Source organism: Gordonia sp. (in: high G+C Gram-positive bacteria) (genome assembly GCF_047600385.1).
Taxonomy (GTDB): domain Bacteria; phylum Actinomycetota; class Actinomycetes; order Mycobacteriales; family Mycobacteriaceae; genus Gordonia.
In genome coordinates this window covers 1,330,989-1,356,776 of record NZ_JASGKZ010000001.1, presented here as the reverse complement: position 1 = coordinate 1,356,776, position 25,788 = coordinate 1,330,989, and the positions used below count along the sequence as shown (strand labels likewise).

Genomic DNA, 25,788 nt, shown 5'->3' with positions numbered 1-25,788 from the left:
GGGACGACAGACCTCGCTTCGCTCGCGGAGGGGCTCACCCGACGGCGGCGGCGGTCAGCCCTTCAGCGTCTCGAGGTACGCGGCGACGTCGTCGTACGACGGCAGCAGGCCCGCGTCGGCGGCCTCCGCCAGGGTCGGGGCGTCCCGGTCCTTGTCCGAGAGCACGAACTCCAGCGGACTGCCGTCCCGCGCCACCAGCGGCCACGGGATGGCCAGGGCGGGGTCGATCGGGCTGATCCCGTGCTCGCCGCCGGGGTTGTAGCCGGTGGAGCACAGGTAGGTCACGGTGGAGCCGTCTTCCAGCGAGCAGAAGGCGTGGCCCAGCCCCTCGGAGAGGTAGACGGCCTTGCGCTCGACGTCGTCGAGCAGCACCGCGTCGCACTGCCCGAAGGTCGGCGAACCCACCCGGATGTCGACGATCACGTCGAGCACCGCGCCCTTCGCACAGGTCACGTATTTGGCCTGGCCGGGCGGAACGTCGGCGAAGTGCACGCCGCGGATCACCCCCGCCGCCGAGACGGAGGTGTTGGCCTGCGCGAGGGTGAACTCGTGGCCGATGGTCTCGGCGAGCACCTCGGCCTTGAAGCTCTCCAGGAAGACGCCGCGGGGGTCGTCGTACCGGGCCGGGGTGAACTCCCACGCCCCGGCGATCGTCAGTTCCCGAACCTGCATGTGTTTCCTCGTTTCCAGAATTGTGGTCTCGACTCCGCTCGACCAGCGAGGGGAGGCTCGACCGACGGACAGGATCTGCTCGACCGGCGAGGGGACTCCGCTCGACCCCGACGGTGATCGAGCGGAGTCGAGATCACGACCGACCGATCGGCGCGGCGGCGGGCTCAGAGCTCGGGTCCGCGATCGAGAACGTCGAGCAGATAGTTTCCGTACCCGGATTTGACGAGCGCAGCGGCGCGCGAGCGCAACTCGTCGTCGGTCAGATAGCCCAGCCGCCAGGCGATCTCCTCCGGCACCGCGATCTTCAGGCCCTGCCGCTGTTCGACGGTGCGGACGAAGTTGCCCGCGTCGAGCAGCGAGTCGAAGGTGCCGGTGTCCAGCCAGGCGGTGCCGCGCGGCAGCACCGTGGTGCGCAGGCGTCCCTGCCGCAGATACTCGGCGTTGATGTCGGTGATCTCGTATTCGCCGCGCGCCGAGGGCCGCAGACCGCGGGCGATCTCCACCACGTCGTTGGAGTAGAAGTACAGGCCGGGCACCGCGTACCGGGACTTCGGCTTCGCGGGCTTCTCCTCCAGGGAGAGCACCTGGCCGTCGTCGTCGAACTCCACCACGCCGTAGGCGGCCGGATCGGCGACCCGGTAGGCGAAGATCGCGCCGCCGTCGACGTCGCCGAATCCCTGCAACCGGCTGCCCAGACCCGGACCGTAGAAGATGTTGTCGCCCAGGACCAGGGCCACCGAGTCGTCGCCGACGTGGTCGGCGCCGATCACGAAGGCGCGGGCGAGTCCGTCGGGTTCGGGCTGTTCGGCGTAGGTCAGCGAGATGCCGAAGCGGGAGCCGTCGCCGAGGAGGTATTCGAAGGCGGGGCGGTCGTGCGGGGTGGTGATCACCAGGACGTCCCGGATCCCGGCGAGCATCAGGGTGGAGAGCGGGTAGTAGATCATCGGCTTGTCGTAGACCGGGACCAGCTGTTTGCTCACGCCCTGCGTGATCGGGTGCAGCCGCGTTCCGGTGCCGCCGGCCAGGATGATTCCGCGCATGACAGCAGCCTAGCGGTAGAGTCGGCGGCGACGAACCGCCGAACCAAGGGGACCCTTAAATGCGTGTGTTGGTGACCGGCGGAGCCGGATTCATCGGAGCGAACTTCGTGCTGCGGACGCTCGCGACCCGGCCCGAGACGCAGATCACCGTCCTCGACAAGTTCACCTACGCGGCCAACCCGCACACCCTGGCCCCGGTCGCCGACCGGATCACCGTGGTCCGCGGCGACATCGGCGACGCCGCCGTCGTCGATCCGCTCGTCGCCGAAGCGGATCTGGTGGTGAACTTCGCCGCCGAGTCGCACAACGACAACTCGCTGCGCGACCCGTCGTCGTTCGTGCAGACCAATCTGGTCGGCACCTTCACGCTGCTCGAAGCGGTCCGGAAGCACGACGTCCGACTGCACCACATCAGCACCGACGAGGTGTACGGCGACCTCGACCTGGACGACCCGGCCAGGTTCACCGAGGCCACGGCCTACAACCCGTCGAGCCCGTACAGCTCCACCAAGGCGGGCAGCGACCTGCTGGTGCGCGCCTGGGTGCGGTCGTTCGGGGTCCGCGCGACCCTCTCGAACTGCTCCAACAACTACGGCCCGTACCAGCACGTGGAGAAGCTGATCCCACGACAGATCACCAACGTGCTCAGCGGGATCCGGCCCAAGGTCTACGGCGACGGCCGCAATGTGCGGGACTGGATCCACGTGCACGACCACAACGACGCCGTCTGGGCCGTCGTCGACCGCGGCACGCTCGGCGAGACCTACCTGATCGGCGCCGACGGCGAGGTGGACAACCGCACCGTCGTCGAATCGATCCTGGAGCTGATGGGGCAGCCGGCCGACGCCTTCGACTTCGTGACCGACCGTCCCGGACACGACCGCCGGTACGCCATCGACTCGACGCGTCTGCGCACCGAGCTCGGCTGGACCCCGCGCTTCACCGACTTCCGCACCGGACTCGCCGACACGATCGACTGGTACCGGACTCACAGCGAATGGTGGGAACCCGTCAAGGCGGGCGTGGAGACTGAATACGCGAAGACGCAGCAGAACATCTCCGCTCCATAGGCTTGTCGAAAGGAAACCCATGCGCGTTCTGGTGACCGGCGGTGCCGGCTACATCGGCTCCCACACCACCCTGCAGTTGCTGGCCTCGGGACACGACGTGGTGATCGCCGACGACTTCAGCAACGCCAAACCCTCGGTGCTCACCCGTCTCGAAGAGCTCGCCGGCCGCCCGATCCCGGTGCACGCCGTGGATCTGACCGACCGGGCCGCCACCGAGGCGGTGTTCGCCGCCGAATCGATCAATGCGGTGATCCACTTCGCCGGGTTCAAGGCGGTCGGCGAGTCCGTCGCGCAGCCGCTGAGCTACTACGAGAACAACCTCGACAGCACGTTCTCGGTGCTGCGGGCGATGGACGCGCACGGTGTGCGGAAGTTCGTCTTCTCGTCGTCGGCGACGGTGTACGGCGAGAACCCGGTGCTCGAACGCACCGAGGACATGCCGACCTCGGCCACCAACCCGTACGGGTGGACCAAGGTGATGATCGAGCAGATCCTGCGCGACGTCGCCGCGGCCGACGACAGCTGGCGGATCGCCGTGCTGCGCTACTTCAACCCGGTGGGCGCGCATCCGAGCGGCCGGATCGGCGAGGACCCCAGCGGCTTCCCGAACAACCTGATGCCGTTCATCACGCAGGTCGCGGTGGGGCGGCGAGAGAAGCTGTCGGTGTTCGGCGACGACTACGACACCGTCGACGGCACCGGGGTGCGCGACTACATCCACGTCGAGGATCTGGCCGCCGGGCACATCGCGGCACTGGACCGGATCGGGACGATCGACGACCCGTGGTCGGTCTGGAACCTCGGCACCGGCCACGGCGTGTCGGTGTTGCAGCTGGTCGACGCGTTCGCGCGGGCCAGCGGCCGGGAGATCCCCTACGAGGTCGCCCCGCGCCGCCCCGGCGACCTGGCCGCCAACTGGGCCGACCCGGCCAAGGCCAACGCCGAACTGGACTGGAAGACCACCCGCACCGTCGACGACATGTGCGCCGACTCGTGGCGCTGGCAGTCCCAGAACCCGAACGGCTACCCGGACTGATCCTCCGCCTCACCCGCCGGCTGACCCCCTCCGCCGGCCTCATCGCCGGCTGAGCCCCTCCGACATCGGCGCCCCATCCGCCGGCTGAGCCCGACCGCGAACGAAGTGAGCGGCCGGTGTCGAAGCCCGTCGGCGCCACCTCGTCGACGGGCTTCGACACCCGCTCCGTCACTGCGTTCCTCCGCGCGGCTCAGCCGTCGGAGCGGGCTGTCACCGTCGAACCTCCACGTGGCTCAGCCGTCGGAGGGGCTGCCACCGTCGAACGAGAACGCCGACCCTCTCGATGGTCGAGCCTCCTTCTCGATGGTCGAGCTCCCTTCTCGATGGTCGAGTTCCCCTCTCGATGGTCGAGCTCCCCTCTCGATGGTCGAGCGGAGTCGAGACCACCCGTCAGCGCGACGACTCCACGACGACCACTTCCTCCTCGGCCCGCTTCCCGACCGCGAGCCGCTGCGCCACGGGCCCGCGCGACCCGGCCGACACGACGACGAGGCACACCAGCGCCACCGCCGCGCCGACCAGCATCATCGCCTCGTACGAGACCCCGTACCGCTCATGGATCCACGCCAGGATCGCCGGGCTCGCGAACCCGAGGTAGGTGAGGCCGTAGAAGACGGCGGTGAGGCCCGCGAGGTCGTTCGGGCCCGCCAGACGCTGCGTGGCGAGAAGCCCGGAGATCAGCGTCATGCCGTAGCCGCTGCCGAGGACCGCGGCGGCGAGGAGTCCGACCGGCACGGTGAGCACCTTCGCCGCGACGGCGGCGAGAACCATGCCGAAGGCCACCAGGACCATCGACACGACCATGGCGCGCGGCGATCCGGGCCGGTCGATCCGGCGGCCGAGCGTCTGCACGAAGAAGCCCGCGGTGAGGCCGATCAGGCAGCACGCTCCGGCGAACACGATCGGCCAGCCGCTGGTCTTCGCGGTGAGCAGCGCCGGGATCACCGCGTAGGCCACCGCGCACGTGCCGAACACCCACGGCGCGGCGGGGGCCACCTGCAGCCAGAAGCGGGGCTCGAGCGCGGAGGGGATCTTGAGGTCGTCGAGCAGCCGGCCGCCGACGGCGCGTTCCCGCGTCTCGGGGGTGGGCAGCAACAACGCCAGTGCGACCGCCGCCATCGTGATGTTCACCAGGTAGGCGAGCTGATTCGGCCACGGCCCCCACTGGGCCAGGACGGCGGCGACGGCGGCGCCGAGCCCGAAGCCCGCGGTCAGGCTCAGTGCGGCACGGCGGGCGCCGGCGGTGGCGCTCGCACCGTCACGGTCGGACAGCTCCTTGATCCAGCTGCCGCCGACGGCCATCGCCAGGCCGAGCGCGATGCCGCTGCACACGCGGCCGAGCGCCAGCAGGGGCACCGAATGCGCGCCCGCGGCGAGCAGCGCCGAGCCGAGCGCCGCGATCACCGGGGACGGCAGCATCAGGGGTCGTCGTCCGAAGCGGTCCGAGAGCGGGCCGCCGATCAGCAGTGCGGGCACGATGCCGAGCACGTAGGTGAACAGCAGCGCGTCCACCACCACCGCCGACACGTGCGAGGCGCTGCGGTACATCACCAGCAGCGGAGTGAACTCGTTGCCGCCCCACGCCGCGGTGAACACCGCCAGGCTGACGCCCATCCACGGCCGGAGTCTCATCGGCCGGCTCCCGGGATCTCGTGGACGCCCGCGAGATGGGCGCGCAGGAGGGCGTCGAACCGGTCGGCGTCGGCGGCCTCGATGGCGTCGGCGAGGGCCGAGTGGTCGTCGTGGATCCGGCCGACGACGGCCGGATCGCGGTGCATGCTGGCCGACGTCATCCGACGACGACGCTCCCCCAGCGACGTGTAGAACCCGGTCAGCAGGCTGTTGCCGCCGGCTTCGACGATGAGCTGGTGGAATCGGGTGTCGATCACCGCGAACCGGTCGCCGGACGCCTCGCGATGCTCGTCGAGGTTCGCGCGCAGCGCCCGCACCAGTTCGGCGATCGCCTCCGGACGTTCGACGATGCCGCGCACCGCGTGCCCCTCCACGAGGAGCCGCGCGTCGAGGACCTCGCGGGACTCGCGGTCGCCGATCGGCACGATCAGCGCGCCGCGTTTGGGGTACAGGCGCATCCATCCCTCGGCGGACAGCCGCAGGAAGGCCTCGCGCACCGGGGTGCGGCTCACCCGGCATCGGTCGGCGATCTCGCCCTCGCTGATCAGTTCGCCGCCGGGGAGTTCGCTGGTCAGGATCAGTTCCTTGACTTCGTCGTAGACCCGCTCGGCAGCTGAATACGTCTTAGACACAAGTCGTACGGTAGTGGCGGAGGCCCGGTTTTGCCCAGTGGGCGCCTCACTCGGTACCATCGATCCCGCTGCGCTTACGCACGGCACGCCGCCTTAGCTCAGTCGGCAGAGCGATTCACTCGTAATGAATAGGTCGGGGGTTCGATTCCCCCAGGCGGCTCAGGAAAAGGGCAGGTCAGACCAGGTTTCACCACCTAACTGACCTGCCCTTCGTCATGCCCGGGGCATCGGGAAGTTCTCGCCGACCGAGCATTCCCTCGCCGATCGAGCACGTCCTCGGCGACCGAGCAACTCCTCGGGGATCGAGCCATTCTTCGGCGATCGAGCTCTTCCTCCGCGATCGAGCTCTTCCTCGGCGATCGAGCCCTTCTTCGGTGATCGAGCGAAGTCGAGATCTCGACCAGCGAGAAGAACCGCCCCCTGCCCGGGGTGCCCGGCACCCCGGACTCGGCCGAGCATCCTCGGCCGAGGGTGCTCGATCGAGGCGGGGGTGCCCGGCACCCTGATCGATGGCACCGTCCCGGCCGAGATGCGCCTGCCGTTCGCGTCCCGCTCCGGCGATGTTCCACCGCACCCCGGACCCCCGTCGGCGCGGTACGGTGAACTCTCACCCGTCGCCGTCCCGGAGGATTCCCGTGCCGTACCTGGGTCTCATCGTCCTGCTGGTCTGGATCGTCGCGCTGATCGACCTGATCACCGCGGACGAGCACCGCGTGCGACACCTGCCCAAACTCGTCTGGCTGCTGATCGTGATCATCATCCCGCTGGCCGGGTCGATCATCTGGTTTCTGGTCGGCCGACCCGAGCGCATCGCCGCTACACCGGCACCCCGCCCCACCGGCCTGCCCGAACACCAGAACCCCCGCTACCAGAACCCTGACTACCTCGAGGCGGTCGCCAAGCGCGACGACGAGGAGTTCCGCCGCAAGGTCCGCGAGCGGGCGGAGGAGCAGCGACGTCGCGCCAAGGCGCTCGAGGACGAACGCGCCGCCGGGGACTCCGACGACACCTGACCCCGCCGCGGAGTCGAACACTTGACCTACTTGCGAACGTGCGTTCGGATGCAGGTATGCGATGGGCGGGCCAGTCGGCGGATGCCGACGACGGAGGACTCCCCGGTCTGGACCGGGCGGGTCTGGTCCGTACGGTCCAGACGCCCGAGTTCGCCGGGATCACGTTCCACGAGGTCTTGGCCAAGAGCGCGCTGAACAAGGTGCCCGAGGGCTCCCGAATGCCGTTCAAGTACACGGTCAACACCATGCGCGGCTGCAGTCATGCGTGCCGCTACTGTTTCGCGCGTCCCACGCACGAGTACCTCGGGCTGGACCCGGACGCCGACTTCGACTCCCAGCTGGTCGTGAAACTCAACGTCGCCGCGGTGCTCCGCAAGGAGTTGCGCCGCCGGTCGTGGCAGCGGGAGACCGTCGCACTCGGCAGCAACACCGACCCGTACCAGCGGGCCGAAGGCCGCTACCGGCTGATGCCGGGCGTCATCACGGCGCTCGCCGAATCCGGCACCGGGATGTCGATCCTCACCAAGGGCACGCTGATCCGCCGCGATCTCCCGCTGCTCCGTGCTGCCCGGCAGGCCGTGGACGTGCAGGTCGGCGTCTCCCTGGCGATGCTCGACGACGACCTGCGCAGACAGCTGGATCCGGGCGCCCCGTCACCGCGCGCCCGCCTCGATCTGATCCGCGCACTGGCCGATGCCGGCTTCCGCCCGCACGTGATGGTCGCCCCGGTGATCCCCTACCTCACCGATGACTCCTCCCAGCTCGACGCGCTGCTCGCCGCGCTCGCCGAGTCGGGCGCCTCCCGGATCACCGCGTTCCCGCTGCACCTGCGCGGTTCCACGCGCGGCGTATTCCTCGACTGGGTCGGCGAACACCATCCGGCGCTGCTCCGCCGGTATCGCACCCTGTACAGCCGCGGCGGTTACGTCCGCCCGGAGTACTCGGCGAAACTGCGCGAGAAGATGGCTCCGCTCGTCGCCCGCCACGGACTCTCCCGCGTCACCAAGACCGAGACCGAGGCCGCCCGCCCGTCTCCGGATCCCGCATCGCTCGCACCGCGGCGCGAACCGGCCCTGACCCTGTTCTGACCTAGCCCTGCACGGCGGTCGCGCCCCGGCGAGGGGTGTTTTTCAGGCGATTTCGTCGTAACCCCGAGGTAGCGTGTCGTCACCGCGAATCGGGGGATCGTGAGAGGGAGGAATCCGGTTGTGAACATCGACGAAAGCATGGATCTGACCGCACGACCACCGTGGTCGGGGAAGCAGCTCACGCGTCTGGGTGAGGCGATCGCCCGGCAAGAACCCGCGCCGGAGAACGGACCCGGCTACGACGACGTCATGGACTGGCACCAGGCCTTGGCCGAACGGGTGTCGGCCATCGTGTACTCGACGGAGTGGACCACCATCCGGGGTGCTCGACACGACGTCTCGGCCCGCGCCAAGACGCATGACACCCTCCAGCAGAAACTCATCCGGGAGACCAGGATGCGACTGAATCAGGTCCAAGACCTGGCCGGGGTCCGGATCGACGTCGATTGCAGCCTCGACGAGCAGACCGCGCTCGCCGGCGAGATCGCGGACCACTTCGCCGAGTTCGGCGAGGTGCTCATCCGAGACATCCGCGCGAATCCACACAGCGGGTATCGCGCGGTGCATCTCTGGCTCAGGTTCCCCGCAGGCCGTGCGGAGATCCAGATCCGCACACAGGGGCAGAGCGCGTGGGCGAACACCTATGAACAGTTCGGCGATGCCGTCGGACGGAGGATTCGCTACGGTCAGGGCCATGACGACCCTCGGATCCAGCAGCTCGTCGACTATCTGCAGGAGGAGTCACGAAAGCTCGCCGCGTTGGAAGAGCGACATCAGGAACTGACTGACCTCCGCGAGGACTGCGTATCCGAACTCCATGCGCATCGAGATCGGATGCGGGAGATCCGGAGTACCCTCGACGGAATCAGTACGACCACCGTTGAGGAGAGGTGAATCGCCGTGCAGTCGTTCGTCATCGAATTCAATCGCCGAACCAGGGAACGTCGCGTCACCGAGTTCACCAGCGCCCAGGAAGCCATGCGCCACCGGCTGGAGCTGGAGAAATCGCGTACCGATCTCGACATCGAGATCGCGGCCCTGACCGCCAGCTCGTACGAGGGGCTGCAGCGCACGCACTCCCGGTACTTCACCGGTGCCGAACTCAGCGAGGAACTGCTTCCGCACTGACCGCCGCCGGGCATCATGGAGGTCATGGATCTCCGTATCTTCACCGAACCCCAGCAGGGCGCGACGTACGACGACCTCCTGCGCGTCGCCCGGGCCACCGAAGACCTCGGCTTCGATGCCTTCTTCCGGTCCGACCACTACCTCGCCATGAACGCCGACGGCCGACCCGGCCCCACCGATGCGTGGCTCACCCTGGCCGCGCTCGCCGTCCAGACCGAGCGCATCCGGCTGGGCACGCTGGTCACCTCGGCGACCTTCCGTCACCCCGGCCAGCTCGCGATCTGTGTGGCGCAGGTGGACCGGATGAGCGGCGGACGCGTGGAGTTCGGGCTCGGTGCGGGCTGGTACGCCGAGGAGCACGCCGCCTACGGGATCCCGTTCCCGCCGCTCGGTGAGCGCTTCACCCGGCTCGAAGGAGACCTTCGACATCGTCACCGGTCTGTGGGACACCCCCGAGGGCGAACGGTTCGACTACCGGGGCCGGGCCTTCACCATCGAGGACTCCCCCGCTCTGCCCAAACCCGCGCAGAGCCCCCGGCCGCCGATCATCGTCGGCGGCACCGGACCCAAGCGCACTCCCGCACTGGCCGCGAAGTACGCCACCGAGTTCAACGTGCCGTTCGTGGACACCGCGAAGGCCGCCGAGATGTACGAGCGGGTCGGCGACGCGTGCGAGACCGCGGGTCGCCGTCGTACCGACCTCGTCTACTCGGCGGCGCTGGTGCTGTGCGTCGGACGCACCGAGGAGGAGTTCGTGCGGCGTGCCGCCGCGATCGGTCGGGAACCGGACGAACTCCGGCGCAACGGCGCGGCCGGAACGGTCGACGAGGCCGTCACCGCGATCGAACGATTCCGGGCCGCGGGGGCGAGCCGCATTGTACCTGCAGGTGCTCGACCTGGCCGACCTCGACCACCTCGAACTGGTCGCGACCGCGGTGGCTCCGCAGCTCTGACCGGCCGACCTACGGCCCGTTCAGCAGGGCGGGTCGTAGGGGATCCCGGGCACGTAGGTCGCCCACTCCGCACGACTGATCTGGTCTCCTCGCGGCCCGCACACCTCCGCGACCAGGCCTTTCGCCTCCAATCGCCAGGATTCCACGGTGCCACCCGCTCCCGCGGCGAGGATCCGGTCGTCGCCGACGAAGCGGACGTCGTACACGGTGTCCGGGTACGAGCGCAGCACCGCCTCCTCCCGGACGTCGTCGCCGTCGATCCGCCAGACCCAGATCTCGGAGTTGGCGCCGCCGGCCAGCACCCGGCTCCCGTCCCGCGAGAAGGTCGCGCTGTAGAGCTGGCCCGCCGGACCCGACATCGTGGCGATCTTCCGCGGCCGGTCCGGATCGCTGACGTCGACGACCACCGAGGTCTTGTCCTCCGAGGTCGCCACGAGCCGCCGTCCCGCGCCGTCGAACCGCACGGACAGCGCCGAACCCCCGAACTTGAGCGGATCCGGATGAGCGCGGGGTCTCGCCGGATCGCTCAGATCGACCAGTTTCACCGCACCGTCGTCGGTGGCGACCGCGACGCGCCGACCGTCCGGGCTCAACGCCGCCCACCACACCCCGGCCCCCGGATCGAACGTGCCGACGATCCGGGGCCGCGCCGGATCCGCGGCGTCCATGATCGTCAGCCGCCGCTGATCCGTCCCGCCGGTCACCGCCAGGCCGCTCTTCACGTTGTAGTCGACCGTCTCGTTGAGTCCCGGATGCCCGGTCGCCGAACCGACGATCCGCGGCTGCGACGGATCGGAGAAGTCGGCGAAGTACACCGTGCCCGACACCGAACCGAGCACCGCGGTGTCGCCGCCGGGCGACTGGACCACCGAGCCCACGAACACCACTCCCGGCGGCGGCAGCAGGTCGGGACCTGCGCGTTCGGGGCCGGCGTCGCCGAAACGCCACTGGGTGATCCGGCCGTCGGTCTGGGTGTCCGCCGCCAGCACCCGACGCGAGGACGGGTCGAAGGGGATCTGGAACACGGTCTTGGGGCCGACCCGGAAGGAGTCGGACACCGGCGGCCAGTCCTGCACGCGCCCGTCGTCGCTGGCGACGACGAGGTGGTCGCCGACCAGCACCACCGACGACGAGTTCACCGAGGTCGCCAGTTCCTCCGGCGCCTGCGCCGGGCCGGTCAGCCGGTGCACCAGGATGCGGTTGTCGGCACCGGTGCTGACGATCCGGGTCCCGTCGTCCGAGAGCGCGAGCTCGCCCACGTAACTGGTGTGCCCGTCGAGCTGCCGGACCTTGCGCGGCGCCGCCGGATCGGCGACGTCGTACACGTCGACGCTGCGGCTCCGCAGCGCGACGAACAACTGTCTGCCGTCCGCGCTGTACACCAGCCCCTGCGCCAGCTGGTTGTCGCGCCAGCCGAGATCGACGTCGGCGGTCGGACGCAGCCGGTCTCCGTCGACGGCCCACAGGTTCAGGTGCCGGTGGACGCTGCTGACGGCCAGCGAACGACCGTCCGGAGAGAAGGCGACCGCACCGGCGACGTCGCCGGTCGGTCCGTCGACGGCGACCGTCCGCCACGCGCCGCCGTCCTGCCGCCACACCTGCAGACCGGCCCCCAGCTGCACGGCGGCCAGGTGGCGGCCGTCGCGGCTGATCGCGAGCGCGTTCGCGTCGCCGCGCACCCCCGGCAGTCCCCTCTCCCGCACCGGCGCGTGGGGATCGGCGACGTTCCACCGGTCCACCCGGCCGCGACCGCCGAGATACAGCGTCTTCCCGTCGGGGCTCAGGGCGACGCCGCCGAGCCGGTCGTCGGCGTGCTCGGTCGCCGTGAAGTCGCCGATCCGCCGTTCGATGCCGTCGGCGCCGATCCGGAACAGGCGCACCTGCCCGCTCTTGCTCGCGGCCGCCAGCAGCGATCCCGCCCGGGCGAGCAGCAACGAGCCGCCCCGTCCGGAGAAGAGGTTGGGCACCCCGCGCGACATGGTCTCGATCAGTGTCGACCGCGCCTCGACGGTCGGCGCCTGCCGGTAGGCGATCATCGCCAGTTGACCGGCGAGATACGGGTCCCGGTCCGCCATCTGGCCCGCCTGGATCGCCAGTTGCCGACTCAGCGTCTCGTTGCGCGAGCGTTCGGCGTCGTTCCGCTGATGGACGGCGCTGCGTCCCGCGACCACCGCCGAGACCGCGGCGATCACCGCGACGAGGGCGAAGATCGCCGCCGACCAGGCGAACGTCCGCAGTGTCCGGCTCCGTCGGCGCTCGGCGGCCTCGTTCGCGGCGACCCGGGCGTATCCGGCCTCCAGGAATCGGCGGCCCGACCGGTCGATCACCGCCTCGTCGCGCCCGTCGACGAGCGGCCGGAACATCTCCAGCCGGGCGCTGCCGGGGAGCAGGTCGTCGGGACGGCCGTTCGCCTCCCAGGGTTCGCTCAGCGCGCGCAGCCTGCGCTGCAGCAGCAGTCGCTCGCGATCGGCGTCGATCCATCCGGTGAGCCGCGGCCACGCCGACAACAGCGCCTCGTGCGTCACCTGCACCTGCGAGTCGGTGAGGGTGAACAGCCGGGCCTCGGCGAAGGACTCCACCACCCGGTGCGCGGCGTCGCCGCTGAGCGCGTCGGTGCGCAGCGGCCTGCGGGTCACCGTCTCCTCGTCGACGTTGATCATGGCCAGCAGCAGTTCGCGGGCGGTCTCCTGCTCGTCGTCGGGCAGATCGCCGTACACCTCTTCGGCGGTCTGCTCCACGGCGCCGCCGATCCTGCCGGTCTTGAGATAGTCCGCGACCGTCAGCCGGCGCCCGTCGGAGTGCTCCCAGGTGGCCCGCAGCGCGTGCGACAGCAGCGGCAGCACCCCGGCGTCGATCCGGCCGCCCGAACCCGGCGACCGAAGATCCTCCAGCAGCAGCGTCACCAGATCGTCGTCGATGCTCGCCCCCACCGTCTCGGCCGGCCGGACGATCACCTCGCGCAGCTGCTCCTCGGTCATCCGCGGGACCACGATCTGCGCCTGCGCGAAAGCCTCCGCCAGCCCCGGCACCTCGGTGGCCGGGGCGTAGAAGTCGGCGCGCAGCGCGACGACCGGGACCACCGGGCGACCGCCGAACCGGTCGGTGAGGTCGGCGAGGAACTCCGCGCGGCCCTCGGGACCGTTCTGCGTCCACAACTCCTCGCACTGGTCGACGACGATCAGGCTCGGCCCGTCGGCGTCGTCCAGGGTCTCCGCCGCCGCGGCCAACGCCTCCCGGGGCTGCTCGCCCGGCACCAGCACCGCCGCGGAGAACTCTTCGAGCGCCCCGCCGGACCGCGTCTGCGCGACGAGTCCGGCGCGCACCAGCGACGACTTGCCCGCACCGGAGGCACCGACCACCACCACCGCCCGCTCCAGCAGCCCCCTCTCTCCGCCGACCTCACCGGCGGAGACGGTTTCGAGGCTCTTCCGCACGAGCCGGACCATGCGGTCCACCACGTCGTCGCGGCCGAAGAACCGGTCGGCGTCGTCAGCGGTGAAGGCGTCGAAACCGCGGTACGGTGACGCGGACCGCGTCCGGCGACGGCCGCGGCGCTTGGTGACCCGCTCCACGGCCGCCCACCACTGCTCCCGCTCCGCGGGTCCGTCGGCACCGCAGACGGTGAGGACGCGTTCGAACATCTCCCGACTGGCCCGGGTCGGCGCGTGCTGGCCGGCGAACCATCCGGCCGCGGTGCCCAGCAGCGCATCGGCCTCCGCGGCGACGTCGCGGACGCTCAGATCGCGCGCCAAGCGCAGTTCCGTGAGCGCCTTCCCGAGGTCTTCCCGACTGTGAACGGAATCCGGACCGAAGGTCGCACTCATCAGATGCACTCCTGTCTCCGCAGGTCAGCGTATCGACCAATGTATCGACTTAGTCCGCAGAGCGATTTCACCGGGTACGACGACATGCGCGCACGCCACGATGACCCCATCCGCAATACGCCCACTCCGAGGAGTCAGCCGTGCTCACCGACCATCGGTTCCCGTCGGATCGTCCGACCCGCGACGACACCCTGGCCGTGCTGCGTCCCGGACACCACGCCGTCGTCCCCCGGCCGCTCCTGTCCACCCGCGAGGTGGAGGTGCTGCTCGCCTGGCTGCGGGCGGAGTCCAAGGAGGAGGCCGCTCGTGAACTGTTCATCAGTGCCGCGACGGTGAGCACGCACATCACCCGGATCCGCGCGAAGTACGCGGCGGTGGGCCGCCCGGCGAGACGGAAACCGGCCCTGTTCGCTCGCGCGATCCAGGACGGGTACACCTCCCTCGACGAGTGGTGAGGCCGCGCCCGGCGACCACCCGGCGCTCCCTATAGTCGTAGGTGACCCCGCGCCCACTTCAGGAGGACCGATGTCCGACTTCACCGACAAGCTCAAAGCGAAGGCCGAGGCCGTCTCCGCCGCGATCGACAACGAGCTCACCGTGCTCGAGGGTGTGGGCGGCGACGATCCGCTGGCCCACCACGAGGACGACGAGCAGACCGACGACGAGCCCGGCACGCGCTCCTGAACGGTTCAGGCCGGCCGTGACCGGCTGCTCAGATGTCCGCCGAGCCGGACCATGAGCGCATCCATCGCGAACTTCGGTTTCACGTTCCTCTCCAGCGCCTCCCGGCATTCCAGGACCGCCTCCACACATCCCAGGAGATGCTCCGGGGCGGCGTAGCCCGCCATCCGCGCCGAGACGTCGGAGGTCTTGTCCGGGTGCATCATCGTCACCGAGGCGCCGGTCGAGAGCGCCAGCGCATCCCGGAAGAGCGCCGCCAGATCCACCAGGGCCCGGTCCAGGGTGTCACGCATGATGCGCGTGTGGCGGGCCTTCTGCCGCTTCTCCAGGTCTTTGATCGCTCCGGCGCTGCCGCGCGGCGCCCGGGCGGTGCCCTTGCCCGTGCCGCCGGCGCCGAGCGCGGTCCGCAGTTCGGCCAGCTCGGGTTCGTTCAGCTCCGCCGCGATCTCGTCGGCGAACTTCTTCGCGGAGGCGACCAGCGCCTCGCCCGCCCCGAACATCTCCCCCTCCCGCACCGCCGCGGACGCCAGCGCCAGCGCCTGCTCGCGCTGTGACCGGGACTTCTCGTCGGTCGCGAGACGACGCGCCCGACCGATGTGCCCGCCGCAGACCCCGGCCGCCCACGTGGCGCGGTCCGGATCGATGCCGTCACGACGGATCAGCACCTGCGCGACGGCGGCGGGCGACGGCGCCGTGAGCGCCATGTGCCGACAGCGCGAGCGCAGCGTCACCGAGATGTCCTCGGGCGCCACCGACGGCGCGCACAGCAGGAACAGCGTCCGGTCCGGCGGCTCCTCCACCGCTTTCAGCAGGGCGTTGGAGCCCTGCTCGGTCAGTCGGTCGGCGTCCTCGACGATGACGATCTGCCAGCGCCCCGTGGTCGGACGGCGGGCGGCGAGTTGCACGATGTCACGGATCTGGCGCACCGAGATGGTCAGCCCCTCGGGCACGATGTGCCGCACGTCGCCGTGAGTGCCGGCCAGGATCGTCGTGCACGCCCGGCACTCGCCGCAGCCCACCGTGTCGGGATCGGTGCACTGCAGGGCCGCGGCGAAGCTCGTGGCGGCGACCGACCGGCCGCTGCCCGCCGGTCCGGTGAACAACCAGGAGTGGGTCATCACCGAGCCGCCCGACGGCGGGGGCACCTCCTCGCCGAACATCGAGACCGCCCCGGCGGCGGCGTGATCGAGTTCGGCGGCCACCCCGCGCGCGGCTCGCGCCGCCGCGATCAGGTCGCCGGCCAGCGCTTCCTGCCCGATCAGCCCCTCAAAGACATTTGTCACATGCACCAGAGTAAGTCCCAGTTCAGACCTCACGCGTCCGGGCAAAGGTGTGTAACTTTTGCAAGCACCCCGGTACCCTGAATCCTGTGGTGCAGCACCGGTCGCGACTCTCCAAGACAGCGCATGCTCTGCGCTGGCTGTCGCACACGCCGTGGCCGATACTCGCGCTCGACATGCTCCGCGCCAACCTGATCGGCGCGCTCTTCACCTTCGCCTTCCTGCGTTTCGGCATGCCCGAACCCGACGCGATCGCCCTCAATCACATCAGCGCCCAGAACCAGGCGTTCTTCCTCGGATACCTGATGGCGGCGATCATGCTCGGCGCCTGGGCCACCATCACGCTGTCCATGCCGGTGCTGATCTGGCATTGGCGCCGGACCAGGCTCGACGACGCCGTCGCCCGCAAACGCGCCCTGCAGCTCCCCTGGCTGCTGACCTTCGTCAACGTCGGGCTGTGGCTGATAGGCGGGATCCTCCTCTCCCTGCTCACCCTGCGCGAGTCCGGGAAGGCCGCGATCCTGATCGCCATCGCGAGCGGCGTCGGCGCCCTGGTCACCGCGATCCTGAGCTTCCAGCAGGCCGAGAAGGTGCTCCGGCCCATCACCGTGGCGGCGATGGCGAACGACCCCGAGTCGGCCGTCGCACCGGGCATCACCCTGCGGATCGGGGTGTTCTGGGCGATCACCGTGGCCCTGCCGATGTCGGTGATCCTGTTCCTGATCGCCCTGCAGCGCCACGACGTGATCGCGGCCGACGCGCAAGATCTCGAACGCCCCATCATCTGGATGGCCGTGGCCTCCATCATCTTCGGCCTGCTCGCGTTCTGGCGGCTGGTCCGGTCGATCACCGACCCCATCAAGCAGATGCGGACCGCGCTGAGCCAGGTCCGGGCCGGCAACCTCAACGTCGCGGTGAAGATCTACGACGGCAACGACCTCGGCCTGCTCCAGGCCGGTTTCAACGAGATGGTCGACGACCTGCGCGAACGCCAGGATCTGCGCGACCTGTTCGGCCGCTACGTCGGCGAGGACGTGGCCCGGCGAGCGATCGAGACCGGCACCGAGCTCGGCGGCGAGGAACGCTACGTCGGGGTGCTCTTCGTCGACATCGTCGGGTCCACCCGTCTCGCGGTGAACCGTCCGCCGCGCGAGGTGGTGGAGCTGCTCAACCAGTTCTTCCAGGTCGTGGTCGAGGTGGTCGGACGGCACGGCGGCTTCGTCAACAAGTTCCAGGGCGACGCCGCCCTGGCCATCTTCGGCGCCCCGCTCGACCAGGACGACTTCGCCGGCTGCGCGCTCGCCGCGGGCCGCGAGCTCCGGGTGGAACTCACCCGCCGTCTGGGCGACGTGGACATGGGGATCGGGGTCTCCGCAGGCAAGGCCGTCGCCGGCCACATCGGCGCCGAGGAACGACTTCGAGTACACGGTGATCGGCGACCCGGTGAACGAGGCCGCACGCCTCACCGAGCTGGCCAAGGACGAGCCGACACGCGTGCTGGGGTCGGCGCGCGCGGTGTTCCTGGCCAGCGACGAGGAGGCCCGCCACTGGCAGATCGGCGAGGGCGTGGAGTTGCGCGGCCGGGGTATCGAGACCCTGCTGGCCCGCCCCAGACTGGTGGAGATCGCCCCCGACGTGATCGCCGAGACCCCGGACCCGGAGTCCTGACCGCACGGTGACGTGCACGCACCGGTGAGACACCGGATGCGTTCGGCCCGGAGCCGCCCGCGAAGTCCTCGCGCACGACTCCGGGCCGATACGTCTCCCGGTACGGTCGATCAGTCGGTGGCGGAGGGCGCGGCGGCCTTCTTCGCCGCGGTCTTCCGCGCGGTGGTCGTCTTGGCCGCCGTCTTGGTGGCCGCCGTCTTCTTCGCCGCAGCCGTCGTGGTCGCGGTCTTCTTCGCCGCCGTCTTCCGCGCCGTGGTCGCGGTCTTCTTCGCGGCGGCGGTCTTGGTGGCCGTCTTCTTGGCCGCCGCGGTCTTCGTCGCGGTCTTCTTGGCCGCCGTCTTGGTGGCCGTCGCGGTCTTCTTGGCGGTGGTCTTCTTCGCGGCCTTCTTGGTCGCCTTCTTGGCCGGGCCGCGAGCACGCCGCTCGGCGAGCAGCTCCATCGCCCGGTCCGGGGTGATGGTGGCCACCTCGTCGCCCTTGCGCAGGCTGGCGTTGGTCTCGCCGTCGGTGACGTACGGGCCGAACCGGCCGTCCTTGATCACCATCGGCTTGCCGCTGGCCGAGTCGTCGCCGAGTTCGCGCAGCGGCGGAGCCGCCGCCGCACGACCGCGCCGCTTCGGCTCGGCGTACAGCTTCAGCGCCTCCTCCAGGGTCACCGTGAACATCTGCTCCTCGTCGGCGAGGGAGCGCGAGTCGGTGCCCTTCTTCAGGTACGGGCCGTAGCGGCCGTTCTGCGCGGTGATCTCCTCACCGCTCTCCGGGTCGGTGCCCACCACGCGCGGCAGCGAGAGCAGCTTGAGCGCGTCGTCCAGGGTCACCGTCGCGATGTCCATGCTGCGCAGCAGCGAACCGGTGCGCGGCTTCGGTTTGGCGGCGGCCTTCTTCGCGGCCGTCTTCTTCGCCGCGGTCTTCTTGGCCGGCGCCTTGGTGGCCACCGAGCCCTCGACCTCGTCCAGCGCCACCACCGCGTCACCCGCCGGAGCGCCGGTGCCGCCGGACACCGTCTCTCCGCCGGTCCCGAGCGGCGTCGAGGGGCCGCCCCGCGGGGTGGGCCCCTGCGGGATGGTCGCCGGCGCCGTACCGCCGCCCTCGTCGTCGGCGGGCGGCTCGGGGAGGATCTCGGTGACGTACGGGCCGAAACGGCCCTCCTTCGCCACGATCTGGTGACCGCTCACCGGGTCGACGCCCAGGATCCGCCCCTCCTGCGGGGTGGAGAACAGCTTCTCGGCCACCTCCAGCGTGAGTTCGTCAGGCGTCATGTCGGCGGGCAGATTGGCGCGCTGCAGATCGGGCTCGGCATCCGGGCCGGCCACGTTGCGCTCCAGGTACGGGCCGAACCGGCCGACGCGCACGTAGACCGGGCGGCCCTCCGCATCGTCGAGCACCCGGATCGAGTTCACCTCGCGGGCGTCGATGCCCTCCAGGTTCACGCCGACGAGTTTCTTGAGACCGCCGAGACGGCCGATCGTGTGCGCGGCGTCGTCGTCGCGGGCGGCCTCGGCGCCCTCCTCCCGGCCGAAGTAGAACTCGGTGAGCCACTCGGTGCGGTCGGCGTCGCCGCCGGCGATCTGGTCGAGGTCGTCCTCGAGCGAGGCGGTGAAGTCGTAGTCGACCAGGCTGTCGAAGTAGCCCTCCAGCAGCCCGACCACCGCGAACGCCACCCACGACGGGACCAGCGCGTTGCCCTTCTTCACCACGTAGCCGCGGTCCTGGATGGTGCCGATGATCGACGCGTACGTCGACGGCCGGCCGATGCCCAGGTCTTCGAGGACCTTGACCAGCGAGGCCTCGGTGTAGCGGGCCGGCGGGTTGGTGGTGTGTCCGTCGGCGGTCAGCTCGGCCGCCGTCAGCGCCTGCCCCTCGCGCAGGTTCGGGAGGCGGTTCTCGGCGTCGTCGGACTGTCCCGCGGTCTGATCGTCGACGCTCTCGACGTACGCCGACAGGAAGCCGGGGAAGGTGATGGTGCGGCCGGACGAGGAGAACACCACCCGTTCGCCGGTGGCGGCGGTGCCGCCGATCCGCAGGCTCATGGTGGTGCCCTTGGCGTCGGCCATCTGCGAGGCGACGGTCCGCTGCCAGATCAGCTCGTACAGGCGGAACTCGTCGGTGCTCAACGACGACGCCAGCTGGCCGGGGGTGCGGAAGGTGTCGCCCGCCGGGCGGATCGCCTCGTGCGCCTCCTGCGCGTTCTTCACCTTGCGGTTGTACTGGCGCGGCGTCGGGTGCACGAACTCCGGTCCGTACAGGTCGCGCGCCTGGTTGCGGGCCGCGGTGATCGCCGACTCGCTCAACGTCGTCGAATCGGTACGCATGTAGGTGATGTAGCCGTTCTCGTACAGCCGCTGCGCGGTGCGCATGGTGCGGTCGGACGAGAACCGCAGCTTGCGGCCGGCCTCCTGCTGCAGCGTCGAGGTCATGAACGGCGCGTACGGTCGCCGCGTGTACGGCTTCTCCTCCACCGAGGTGACGGTGAGCTGCGCGTTCCGCAGGCCCGCCGCGAGCGCGGTGGCCTTGGCCTCGTCGAGCACGACGACCGAGTCGCTCTTCTTCAGCCTGCCGTCCGGACCGAAGTCGCGGCCGGCGGCCACGCGGGCGTCGTCCACCGACAACAGACGCGAGGCGAACCGCCGCGGCGAGGCCTCCTCACCGGCGTCCATGACGGCGGAGATGTCCCAGTACCCGGCGGAGACGAAGGCCATCCGCTCGCGCTCGCGGTCGACGATGATGCGGGTGGCGACCGACTGCACGCGGCCCGCCGACAGCTTCGGCATCACCTTCTTCCAGAGCACCGGCGAGACCTCGTAGCCGTACAGGCGGTCGAGGATGCGGCGGGTCTCCTGGGCGTCGACCAGGTCGATGTCGAGGTCGCGCGGGCTCGCGGCGGCGGCCTTGATGGCCGACTCGGTGATCTCGTGGAACACCATCCGTTTGACGGGGACCTTCGGCTTCAGCGTCTCCAGGAGGTGCCAGGCGATGGCCTCCCCCTCACGGTCGCCGTCCGTGGCGAGGTAGAGCTCGTCGACCTCCTTCAGGAGCGACTTCAGCTCGGTGACCGTGGACTTCTTGTCCGCGGACACCACGTACAGCGGCTCGAAGCCCTCGTCGACGTTCACGCCGAGCCGCGCCCACGACTGCCCCTTGTATCGGGCGGGCACATCGGCCGCACCGCGCGGCAGATCACGGATGTGTCCACGGGAGGATTCCACGATGTAGTTTCCGCCGAGGTAGCCCGCGATCTTGCGGGCCTTGGTCGGCGACTCGACGATGACGAGGCGCCGCACGGCGGGGGAATCGGTATCGGTGGCGGCCACGGGTGCCCTTCGGTAAGAGAATCGCTACTCGTTGCCGTTGTACCTTATATATGGTGTCTTCTGCACATCGGGAGATCTCGGGGCGCGCTCCGGTCCCACCCGCTGAGCCCGACCACGGGTGGAGCGGTCGACTGATGCGATCCCGATACCAGCGACCGTAACGACCAAGGCCACCGCCTCCACCTCGACTCCCACCTGCGATACGACGGACGATTCCGCCGTGACCCGTGTGATCAGCCGTTTCAAGTCCGCCCCTCTCCCGAACCCTGTGGGACGTGCCCCGACACCGAGAACTTCGGCACCGCCGCCGAATGCCATGTCGATCGCGGGAGTCGCGAGCAGCGACGACGTCGTGACCTAACCGTTTTCCGTATCCGGGCGGTCCCAACGTCGGGATGGCCTGCCGCGCGGTGCACACCCACCTCTGGGTCCGACAACGAGATCATCGAAACCAACAGCGTTTCGGCCTGCCGGACACCGGCTGTTGCTCTGCGTTCCATAGTCGTCCGGCAGGGACGTAAGGGTCTTCAGGCGGCGGACGTGTGTGGGCTGAGCCGACACACGTCCGCCGTCTGAGGATCTCTCTGGTCGGTTCACCGAACGCTCGCGCTCAGTCAGCACGGGTCGATATTGTCCGGCGTGTTCTGGTCAAGCTTCCGCACATACGAATCGTCCGGCGGCTCGGCGGCACAGGCCTGTTCCACAGTGGGGAAATGCTGATACACGATGTAGATCAGGTTTCCGTTGGACACATCACGGATCGACCGGCACGGTCCGAGTCGAGAGCCTCCGTCGATCAGGAACTGGTCTGTGCGCATGTACCTGAGGTTCTGATAGTTCTCGGTGCCCCGGTAGTTCTCGAACGCCCCAGCGATCTCAGACTGCGCCAATTCGGGGACTCCGGTATCGGAATTAAATTTGACGAGTATCGCACCGCGGCCGTCGCATGACTCGGTGGACATCTTCCTACCCTGAATTCCCAGGTCACCCTGCAGTTTCTCAACTGACGTCGAGGTTGACATAGCGGTCGTAGCGGTCGTCGACGTCGAGAGTGCCGCAACCATCTCGGTATCTCGCACCGGTTCCTGCACCGTCAACCGATACACCCCGTAACCGACGATAGCGAGCACCGCGACCACGACCACGGCAATCCCGGTACGCAGCACCGGCGACCGCGATGGCCGAGAAGCCCCCGAATCGCCAGGAAAGATTGTCTTCTCCAGATCCTCCGACGGCAATCGCCCGGACGACGGGGCGAGCGTCATGACTGTCAACTGATCGGCGACCCGCGTCCTCGGCCCGGTCGGCCCCTCACCGGCCAGCACACGCTGTACATCGCGGGCCAACTCACCCGCTCCGGGATACCGTTCAGTAGGATCTTTGGCAGATCCCGCAGCGATCACCGGATCGAAGTCTGTGCCGGTCGACGGCAGTTCGTCCTGCAGATGCCCGACGACGATCTGCTCCAGACTCCCGGAGCCGAACGGCCGCTGCCCGCTGATGCTCTCGTACAGCACGCAGGCGAGCGCGTACACATCGCTCTCCGAACCGACGTCCTGGCCATTGCGGAACCGTTCGGGCGCCATGTAGTTGAACGAGCCGATCGGCGCGCCGGTGGCCGTCAACGATGTCTCCCCGGCCACACGGACCAGACCGAAATCTGCGAGATAAGCGAAGCCCGACGAATCGACGAGGATGTTCTCCGGCTTCACATCCCGGTGCACCAGCCCGGCGGCGTGCGCAGAGTCCAAGGCTTCTGCGATCTGCGCGACGACGCTCACCGCCCGGTCACGGGTCACCCGACCGGTGCTTAAGAGTTCCCGGAAGTCATCGCCGTCGACGTACCGCATGTCCAGGAACAACTGACCGTCAATCTCACCGAAATCGTGGATCGGGATCACATGCGGTGAGTTCAGCCGAGCCACAGCACGAGATTCACGGAGGAACCGGGCTCGGAAATCATCGTCGTGCGCGAGATGCTCGGGGAGCAGTTTCAAGGCGACACTCCGGCCCTTTCGGGTGTCGACGGCCTCATACACCTCGCCCATCCCGCCGCGACCGATCAGCCTGGTCAACCGGTACGGGCCGAGTTCGCTCCCGCTCCGGTCTCCCCCACCTGTCATGACGTCAGAGGATACCCTGCGCGACGATCTGAGCCGACGTCGTCCAGATCCGCCCCGAGTGAGTGCCAAGACACCGCCGATCGCTACAGTCAGACCCTGAGACGAGTCGAAGAAAGGCAGGTGAACGGGTGTCCCATGAGTACTCGCCGGCGCCGAACGGCACACCGTCGCTCTTGATCGACGATCGCATGGGGACTGAACGGTCGATCCTCCCCGGCGAGACGTTCACCGTCGGTCGCGACGGCGATCTCTCATTCCGCGACAACCCCTACCTCCATCGGAAACTGATCCACCTTGCCTTCCACCACGGACTCTGGTGGATCTCCAACGTCGGCAGCCGGATACCTGTGAAACTCCTCGATGAGCGCACAGGCGCACCCTCGATCCTGGTATCGGGTGCGTCAGACGTGATCGTGGCGGACCGCCTGCTCGCCGTCTTCGAGGCCGGGCCGACGGTCTACGAGGTCGGCGTGCGTCTCACCGCGGCACCGCAACCTCCGACGTTCGTTGCCCCGAACGGACGCGACCTGACCGCGCAGCCCGGCGACCTGAATCCGGAACAATTGTTGCTGCTCACCGCGATGGCCGAGCCGCTTCTGCGCTACCCCGGTACCGGCCTCGACCGGATCCCATCGATCCAGGCCGTTGCCGACCGACTCGGCTGGCCGACGACCAAGACCAATCGCAAACTCGACTACCTCTGCGCGCGACTCGCCGACGACGGTGTCGCTGGCCTGGTCGGCGGCGGTAAGGGCCTCGCCGTGAATCGACGCACTCGACTTGTGGAGTACGCGCTCCACACCCGTTTGATCACCGAGAAGTCACTGCGTCTTCTCGACGGCCCAGAACCCGACACGTCATCGTTCTGACCACCGGGTCAGGCCCGTACTCAGTTCGCTGAGATCTCGGTGCCGTATCGAGTCAGGACGCCGCCGAGGAACGAGAAACCTCCGCCCGGACCTTCGCACGCGACACCGTCAGCGGCCGCCGTGCACGACAGGTCCCCGAACTGGATGCGGTAGCCGGCCTCGAGTGCGGGTGCGCCTGGGCGGCCGCTTTCGCCGATCCGGGCCTCGGTGCCGTCGACGGTCAGCCGAATGCTGTTCGGCGGCCCACTGAAGCCGTCGGTGGAGACTTCCGGCGTACCATCGGGGAAGATCACCGAGCAGTAGACGCCGGTCGACGACGCAGCGCATGCACGGCCGTCAGGGTTGGTCCACCAGTAGTAGTCGTCAATGCCAGGTTGGGCGTAATCAGCGGGATCGACGTCGGCGATCACGGGGAGGTCGGAGTCCGGTTCCGCGCCAGCCACCGCAGTGGTCACCACCGTGCCGGCGAAAGCTGCGATGCTGAAGGCCAAGCCCATCGTAACCTGTGTGAACATCGTGGCTCGTGTGGAAGTGGTGTGCATGGTCGTTGGTCCTCTCGTGGTCGGTGACGATTGATCGTCTTTCGGTACGGCAGAACACTACGATTACCGAGACCGACCGTAAACGGGGAGAACTCCCCACTGCTCAGCCATCCCGCCTTCGCCCTTGGAGAGGTCTCCCCGTTTACGGTGTGAGCAAACGGATTTAGCATTCTGCCCGTACCTGAACCCGAAGGGGCACACCGTTGAAGCACACGAAGGAGTGAACGTCGGATGACGTACTACGTATACGGGATCGTCGATCCCACAGAACTGCCGGAGAAGACCGAGACGCTTGCCGATCAGCTGTCTGCGGTCATCTACGTGGGTAAGGGTATCGGAAGCCGGAGCGAAGCCCACGCTGCAGAAGCCAGAAAGATCCTGGAAGACGAAGCCGAATCCGAACGGGCGAACGACTCCGAGTACGGCGCCAAGCTCGACCGACTCGTGGCACTGTATCGACAGGGACATGAGCCTAGGACTGTGAAACTCTCGGCAGGCTTCGAGATCGAAGCCGATGCCTATGCAGTGGAGGCCTTCGCCATCGAGGCGATCAACGCTCTACGCATCGCCCAGGGTAAGCCGCCTTTGACCAATCGGATCAAAGGACACGGAATCGCCATCGAACCGCTCCCGCAATACATCAGCCGACTCTCCGTGGAGAAAACTCAGGTCACGGATCGCTCCGGTGACGGGGAACTCGCTATCCTCGTCGCCTGCGACACCGACCCCATCGGAGATGGCCGGTACGTGCCCGACAGCAACGGTGAGTTACCTGCGCGAATCGCAGGGTACGGACCCGGTCGAGTCATCGCCATGAAGTGGGTCGGTGAAGCACCTGAGCGTCGTGGGTGGGATGTGCACATGCCCTGGGACGACGAGGAGGCACGCCGCCGCGGACAACGTTATTGGCCGATCGGAATCGACCAGATGTCGACGTGGCTTGCCCACCCGGAAACGGCTCCGAGATACCTTCTACTCGGCGTCAAGGAGGATAAAAGGAGGATCATCCGCTATGCATGGAGGATAAACCCCGAAGGGGCATGGGAATACTATGGATTCGACTCCAAGCGGAGTCATATCTGGGGTGTTCCGATCACCGAGCCGGTCAACGATCATCCGCTGGTGAACACTGTTCCAATGATCGGTCCGACGCAGGCGATGCTGGGCAATGCCAGCGGTGTGAAGCTGATTCGCTACTGAAGGGAGGAAGCCGGTCGCCTATCCGA

The 25,788-nt window shown here is 68.8% G+C and carries 19 protein-coding genes, 1 tRNA gene and 2 pseudogenes; 13 read left to right on the top strand and 9 right to left on the bottom strand.

Features of this window, described 5'->3' with window-relative positions; genetic code table 11:
- Positions 1-54 precede the first annotated feature (54 nt).
- Both QM809_RS05895 and rfbA read right to left on the bottom strand, forming a co-directional pair.
- A complete protein-coding gene (locus tag QM809_RS05895; protein WP_415044880.1) occupies positions 55-672 on the bottom strand; it encodes a dTDP-4-dehydrorhamnose 3,5-epimerase family protein in 618 nt (205 codons plus the stop codon).
- Between the two features lie 164 nt (positions 673-836).
- A complete protein-coding gene (rfbA, locus tag QM809_RS05890) occupies positions 837-1,712 on the bottom strand; it encodes a glucose-1-phosphate thymidylyltransferase RfbA (RefSeq protein ID WP_415044879.1) in 876 nt (291 codons plus the stop codon).
- A 59-nt stretch (positions 1,713-1,771) separates the two neighbouring features.
- Between rfbA and rfbB the strand changes: the two genes are divergently transcribed.
- On the top strand, positions 1,772-2,782 hold the full coding sequence (gene rfbB / locus QM809_RS05885) for a dTDP-glucose 4,6-dehydratase (protein WP_415044878.1): 1,011 nt from the start codon (positions 1,772-1,774) through the stop codon (positions 2,780-2,782).
- A 19-nt stretch (positions 2,783-2,801) separates the two neighbouring features.
- The gene (gene galE, locus QM809_RS05880; protein WP_415044877.1) at positions 2,802-3,818 is read left to right on the top strand and encodes a UDP-glucose 4-epimerase GalE; all 1,017 of its coding nucleotides are present in this window, start codon (positions 2,802-2,804) and stop codon (positions 3,816-3,818) included.
- Positions 3,819-4,208: 390 nt separating this feature from the next.
- Here galE and QM809_RS05875 read toward each other — a convergent pair whose 3' ends face one another.
- On the bottom strand, positions 4,209-5,450 hold the full coding sequence (locus QM809_RS05875) for an MFS transporter (RefSeq protein ID WP_415044876.1): 1,242 nt from the start codon (positions 5,448-5,450) through the stop codon (positions 4,209-4,211).
- Positions 5,447-6,082 (bottom strand): GntR family transcriptional regulator, encoded by a 636-nt coding sequence (locus QM809_RS05870; RefSeq protein WP_415044875.1) that lies wholly within the window; start codon positions 6,080-6,082, stop codon positions 5,447-5,449. The genes QM809_RS05875 and QM809_RS05870 overlap by 4 nt, the downstream gene beginning before the upstream one ends.
- An 87-nt stretch (positions 6,083-6,169) precedes the next feature.
- On the opposite strand from QM809_RS05870, the gene QM809_RS05865 reads away from it, so the two are divergent.
- The 6 genes and pseudogenes from QM809_RS05865 (at position 6,170) to QM809_RS05840 (ending at position 10,264) form a co-directional block, all read left to right on the top strand.
- A tRNA-Thr gene (locus QM809_RS05865) sits at positions 6,170-6,242 on the top strand.
- Between the two features lie 475 nt (positions 6,243-6,717).
- A complete protein-coding gene (locus tag QM809_RS05860) occupies positions 6,718-7,095 on the top strand; it encodes a PLD nuclease N-terminal domain-containing protein (protein WP_415044874.1) in 378 nt (125 codons plus the stop codon).
- Between the two features lie 56 nt (positions 7,096-7,151).
- On the top strand, positions 7,152-8,183 hold the full coding sequence (locus QM809_RS05855) for an Rv2578c family radical SAM protein (protein ID WP_415044873.1): 1,032 nt from the start codon (positions 7,152-7,154) through the stop codon (positions 8,181-8,183).
- A 120-nt stretch (positions 8,184-8,303) separates the two neighbouring features.
- Positions 8,304-9,077: a GTP pyrophosphokinase family protein gene (locus tag QM809_RS05850; RefSeq protein ID WP_415044872.1), complete on the top strand. Its 774-nt coding sequence runs from the start codon at positions 8,304-8,306 to the stop codon at positions 9,075-9,077.
- A 6-nt stretch (positions 9,078-9,083) separates the two neighbouring features.
- Positions 9,084-9,311 carry a hypothetical protein gene (locus QM809_RS05845; RefSeq protein ID WP_415044871.1) on the top strand — a complete coding sequence of 76 codons (228 nt, stop codon included), beginning with the start codon at positions 9,084-9,086 and terminating at the stop codon, positions 9,309-9,311.
- A 24-nt stretch (positions 9,312-9,335) separates the two neighbouring features.
- A pseudogene (locus QM809_RS05840) lies at positions 9,336-10,264 on the top strand (LLM class F420-dependent oxidoreductase).
- 20 nt (positions 10,265-10,284) lie between these two features.
- On the opposite strand, the gene QM809_RS05835 reads toward QM809_RS05840, so the two are convergent.
- Positions 10,285-14,088: a WD40 repeat domain-containing protein gene (locus tag QM809_RS05835; protein ID WP_415044870.1), complete on the bottom strand. Its 3,804-nt coding sequence runs from the start codon at positions 14,086-14,088 to the stop codon at positions 10,285-10,287.
- A 191-nt stretch (positions 14,089-14,279) separates the two neighbouring features.
- On the opposite strand from QM809_RS05835, the gene QM809_RS05830 reads away from it, so the two are divergent.
- Positions 14,280-14,543: a LuxR C-terminal-related transcriptional regulator gene (locus QM809_RS05830; protein ID WP_415047016.1), complete on the top strand. Its 264-nt coding sequence runs from the start codon at positions 14,280-14,282 to the stop codon at positions 14,541-14,543.
- A 70-nt stretch (positions 14,544-14,613) separates the two neighbouring features.
- The gene (locus tag QM809_RS05825) at positions 14,614-14,772 is read left to right on the top strand and encodes a hypothetical protein (RefSeq protein WP_415044869.1); all 159 of its coding nucleotides are present in this window, start codon (positions 14,614-14,616) and stop codon (positions 14,770-14,772) included.
- 5 nt (positions 14,773-14,777) lie between these two features.
- Here the strand turns inward: QM809_RS05825 and QM809_RS05820 are convergent, their stop codons facing one another.
- Positions 14,778-16,052, bottom strand: a complete 1,275-nt coding sequence (locus tag QM809_RS05820) for a DNA polymerase III subunit delta' (protein ID WP_415044868.1) — start codon at positions 16,050-16,052, stop codon at positions 14,778-14,780.
- A 173-nt stretch (positions 16,053-16,225) separates the two neighbouring features.
- Here QM809_RS05820 and QM809_RS05815 point away from each other — a divergent pair.
- Positions 16,226-17,717 (top strand): annotated as a pseudogene (locus tag QM809_RS05815) (adenylate/guanylate cyclase domain-containing protein).
- Between the two features lie 110 nt (positions 17,718-17,827).
- Here QM809_RS05815 and topA read toward each other — a convergent pair.
- Positions 17,828-21,028 (bottom strand): type I DNA topoisomerase, encoded by a 3,201-nt coding sequence (gene topA / locus QM809_RS05810; RefSeq protein WP_415044867.1) that lies wholly within the window; start codon positions 21,026-21,028, stop codon positions 17,828-17,830.
- 614 nt (positions 21,029-21,642) lie between these two features.
- The gene (locus QM809_RS05805) at positions 21,643-23,151 is read right to left on the bottom strand and encodes a serine/threonine-protein kinase (protein ID WP_415044866.1); all 1,509 of its coding nucleotides are present in this window, start codon (positions 23,149-23,151) and stop codon (positions 21,643-21,645) included.
- Between the two features lie 128 nt (positions 23,152-23,279).
- On the opposite strand from QM809_RS05805, the gene QM809_RS05800 reads away from it, so the two are divergent.
- Positions 23,280-24,020: a hypothetical protein gene (locus QM809_RS05800; protein WP_415044865.1), complete on the top strand. Its 741-nt coding sequence runs from the start codon at positions 23,280-23,282 to the stop codon at positions 24,018-24,020.
- A 20-nt stretch (positions 24,021-24,040) separates the two neighbouring features.
- Here the strand turns inward: QM809_RS05800 and QM809_RS05795 are convergent, their stop codons facing one another.
- Positions 24,041-24,562, bottom strand: a complete 522-nt coding sequence (locus QM809_RS05795) for a hypothetical protein (RefSeq protein ID WP_415044864.1) — start codon at positions 24,560-24,562, stop codon at positions 24,041-24,043.
- A 231-nt stretch (positions 24,563-24,793) separates the two neighbouring features.
- Here QM809_RS05795 and QM809_RS05790 point away from each other — a divergent pair, with 231 nt between their 5' ends.
- Positions 24,794-25,762, top strand: a complete 969-nt coding sequence (locus QM809_RS05790) for a GIY-YIG nuclease family protein (protein WP_415044863.1) — start codon at positions 24,794-24,796, stop codon at positions 25,760-25,762.
- Positions 25,763-25,788: the final 26 nt, after the last annotated feature.

What these genes read in the sequence shown, in the direction of transcription:
- rfbA (WP_415044879.1), bottom strand. Translation starts at nt 1,712, where the DNA reads ATGCGCGGAATCATCCTGGCCGGCGGCACCGGAACGCGGCTGCACCCG.
- rfbB (WP_415044878.1), top strand. Translation starts at nt 1,772, where the DNA reads ATGCGTGTGTTGGTGACCGGCGGAGCCGGATTCATCGGAGCGAACTTC.
- QM809_RS05875 (WP_415044876.1), bottom strand. Translation starts at nt 5,450, where the DNA reads ATGAGACTCCGGCCGTGGATGGGCGTCAGCCTGGCGGTGTTCACCGCG.
- QM809_RS05895 (WP_415044880.1), bottom strand. Translation starts at nt 672, where the DNA reads ATGCAGGTTCGGGAACTGACGATCGCCGGGGCGTGGGAGTTCACCCCG.
- galE (WP_415044877.1), top strand. Translation starts at nt 2,802, where the DNA reads ATGCGCGTTCTGGTGACCGGCGGTGCCGGCTACATCGGCTCCCACACC.
- QM809_RS05825 (WP_415044869.1), top strand. Translation starts at nt 14,614, where the DNA reads ATGTCCGACTTCACCGACAAGCTCAAAGCGAAGGCCGAGGCCGTCTCC.
- QM809_RS05855 (WP_415044873.1), top strand. Translation starts at nt 7,152, where the DNA reads ATGCGATGGGCGGGCCAGTCGGCGGATGCCGACGACGGAGGACTCCCC.
- QM809_RS05790 (WP_415044863.1), top strand. Translation starts at nt 24,794, where the DNA reads ATGACGTACTACGTATACGGGATCGTCGATCCCACAGAACTGCCGGAG.
- QM809_RS05835 (WP_415044870.1), bottom strand. Translation starts at nt 14,088, where the DNA reads ATGAGTGCGACCTTCGGTCCGGATTCCGTTCACAGTCGGGAAGACCTC.
- QM809_RS05795 (WP_415044864.1), bottom strand. Translation starts at nt 24,562, where the DNA reads ATGCACACCACTTCCACACGAGCCACGATGTTCACACAGGTTACGATG.
- QM809_RS05805 (WP_415044866.1), bottom strand. Translation starts at nt 23,151, where the DNA reads ATGACAGGTGGGGGAGACCGGAGCGGGAGCGAACTCGGCCCGTACCGG.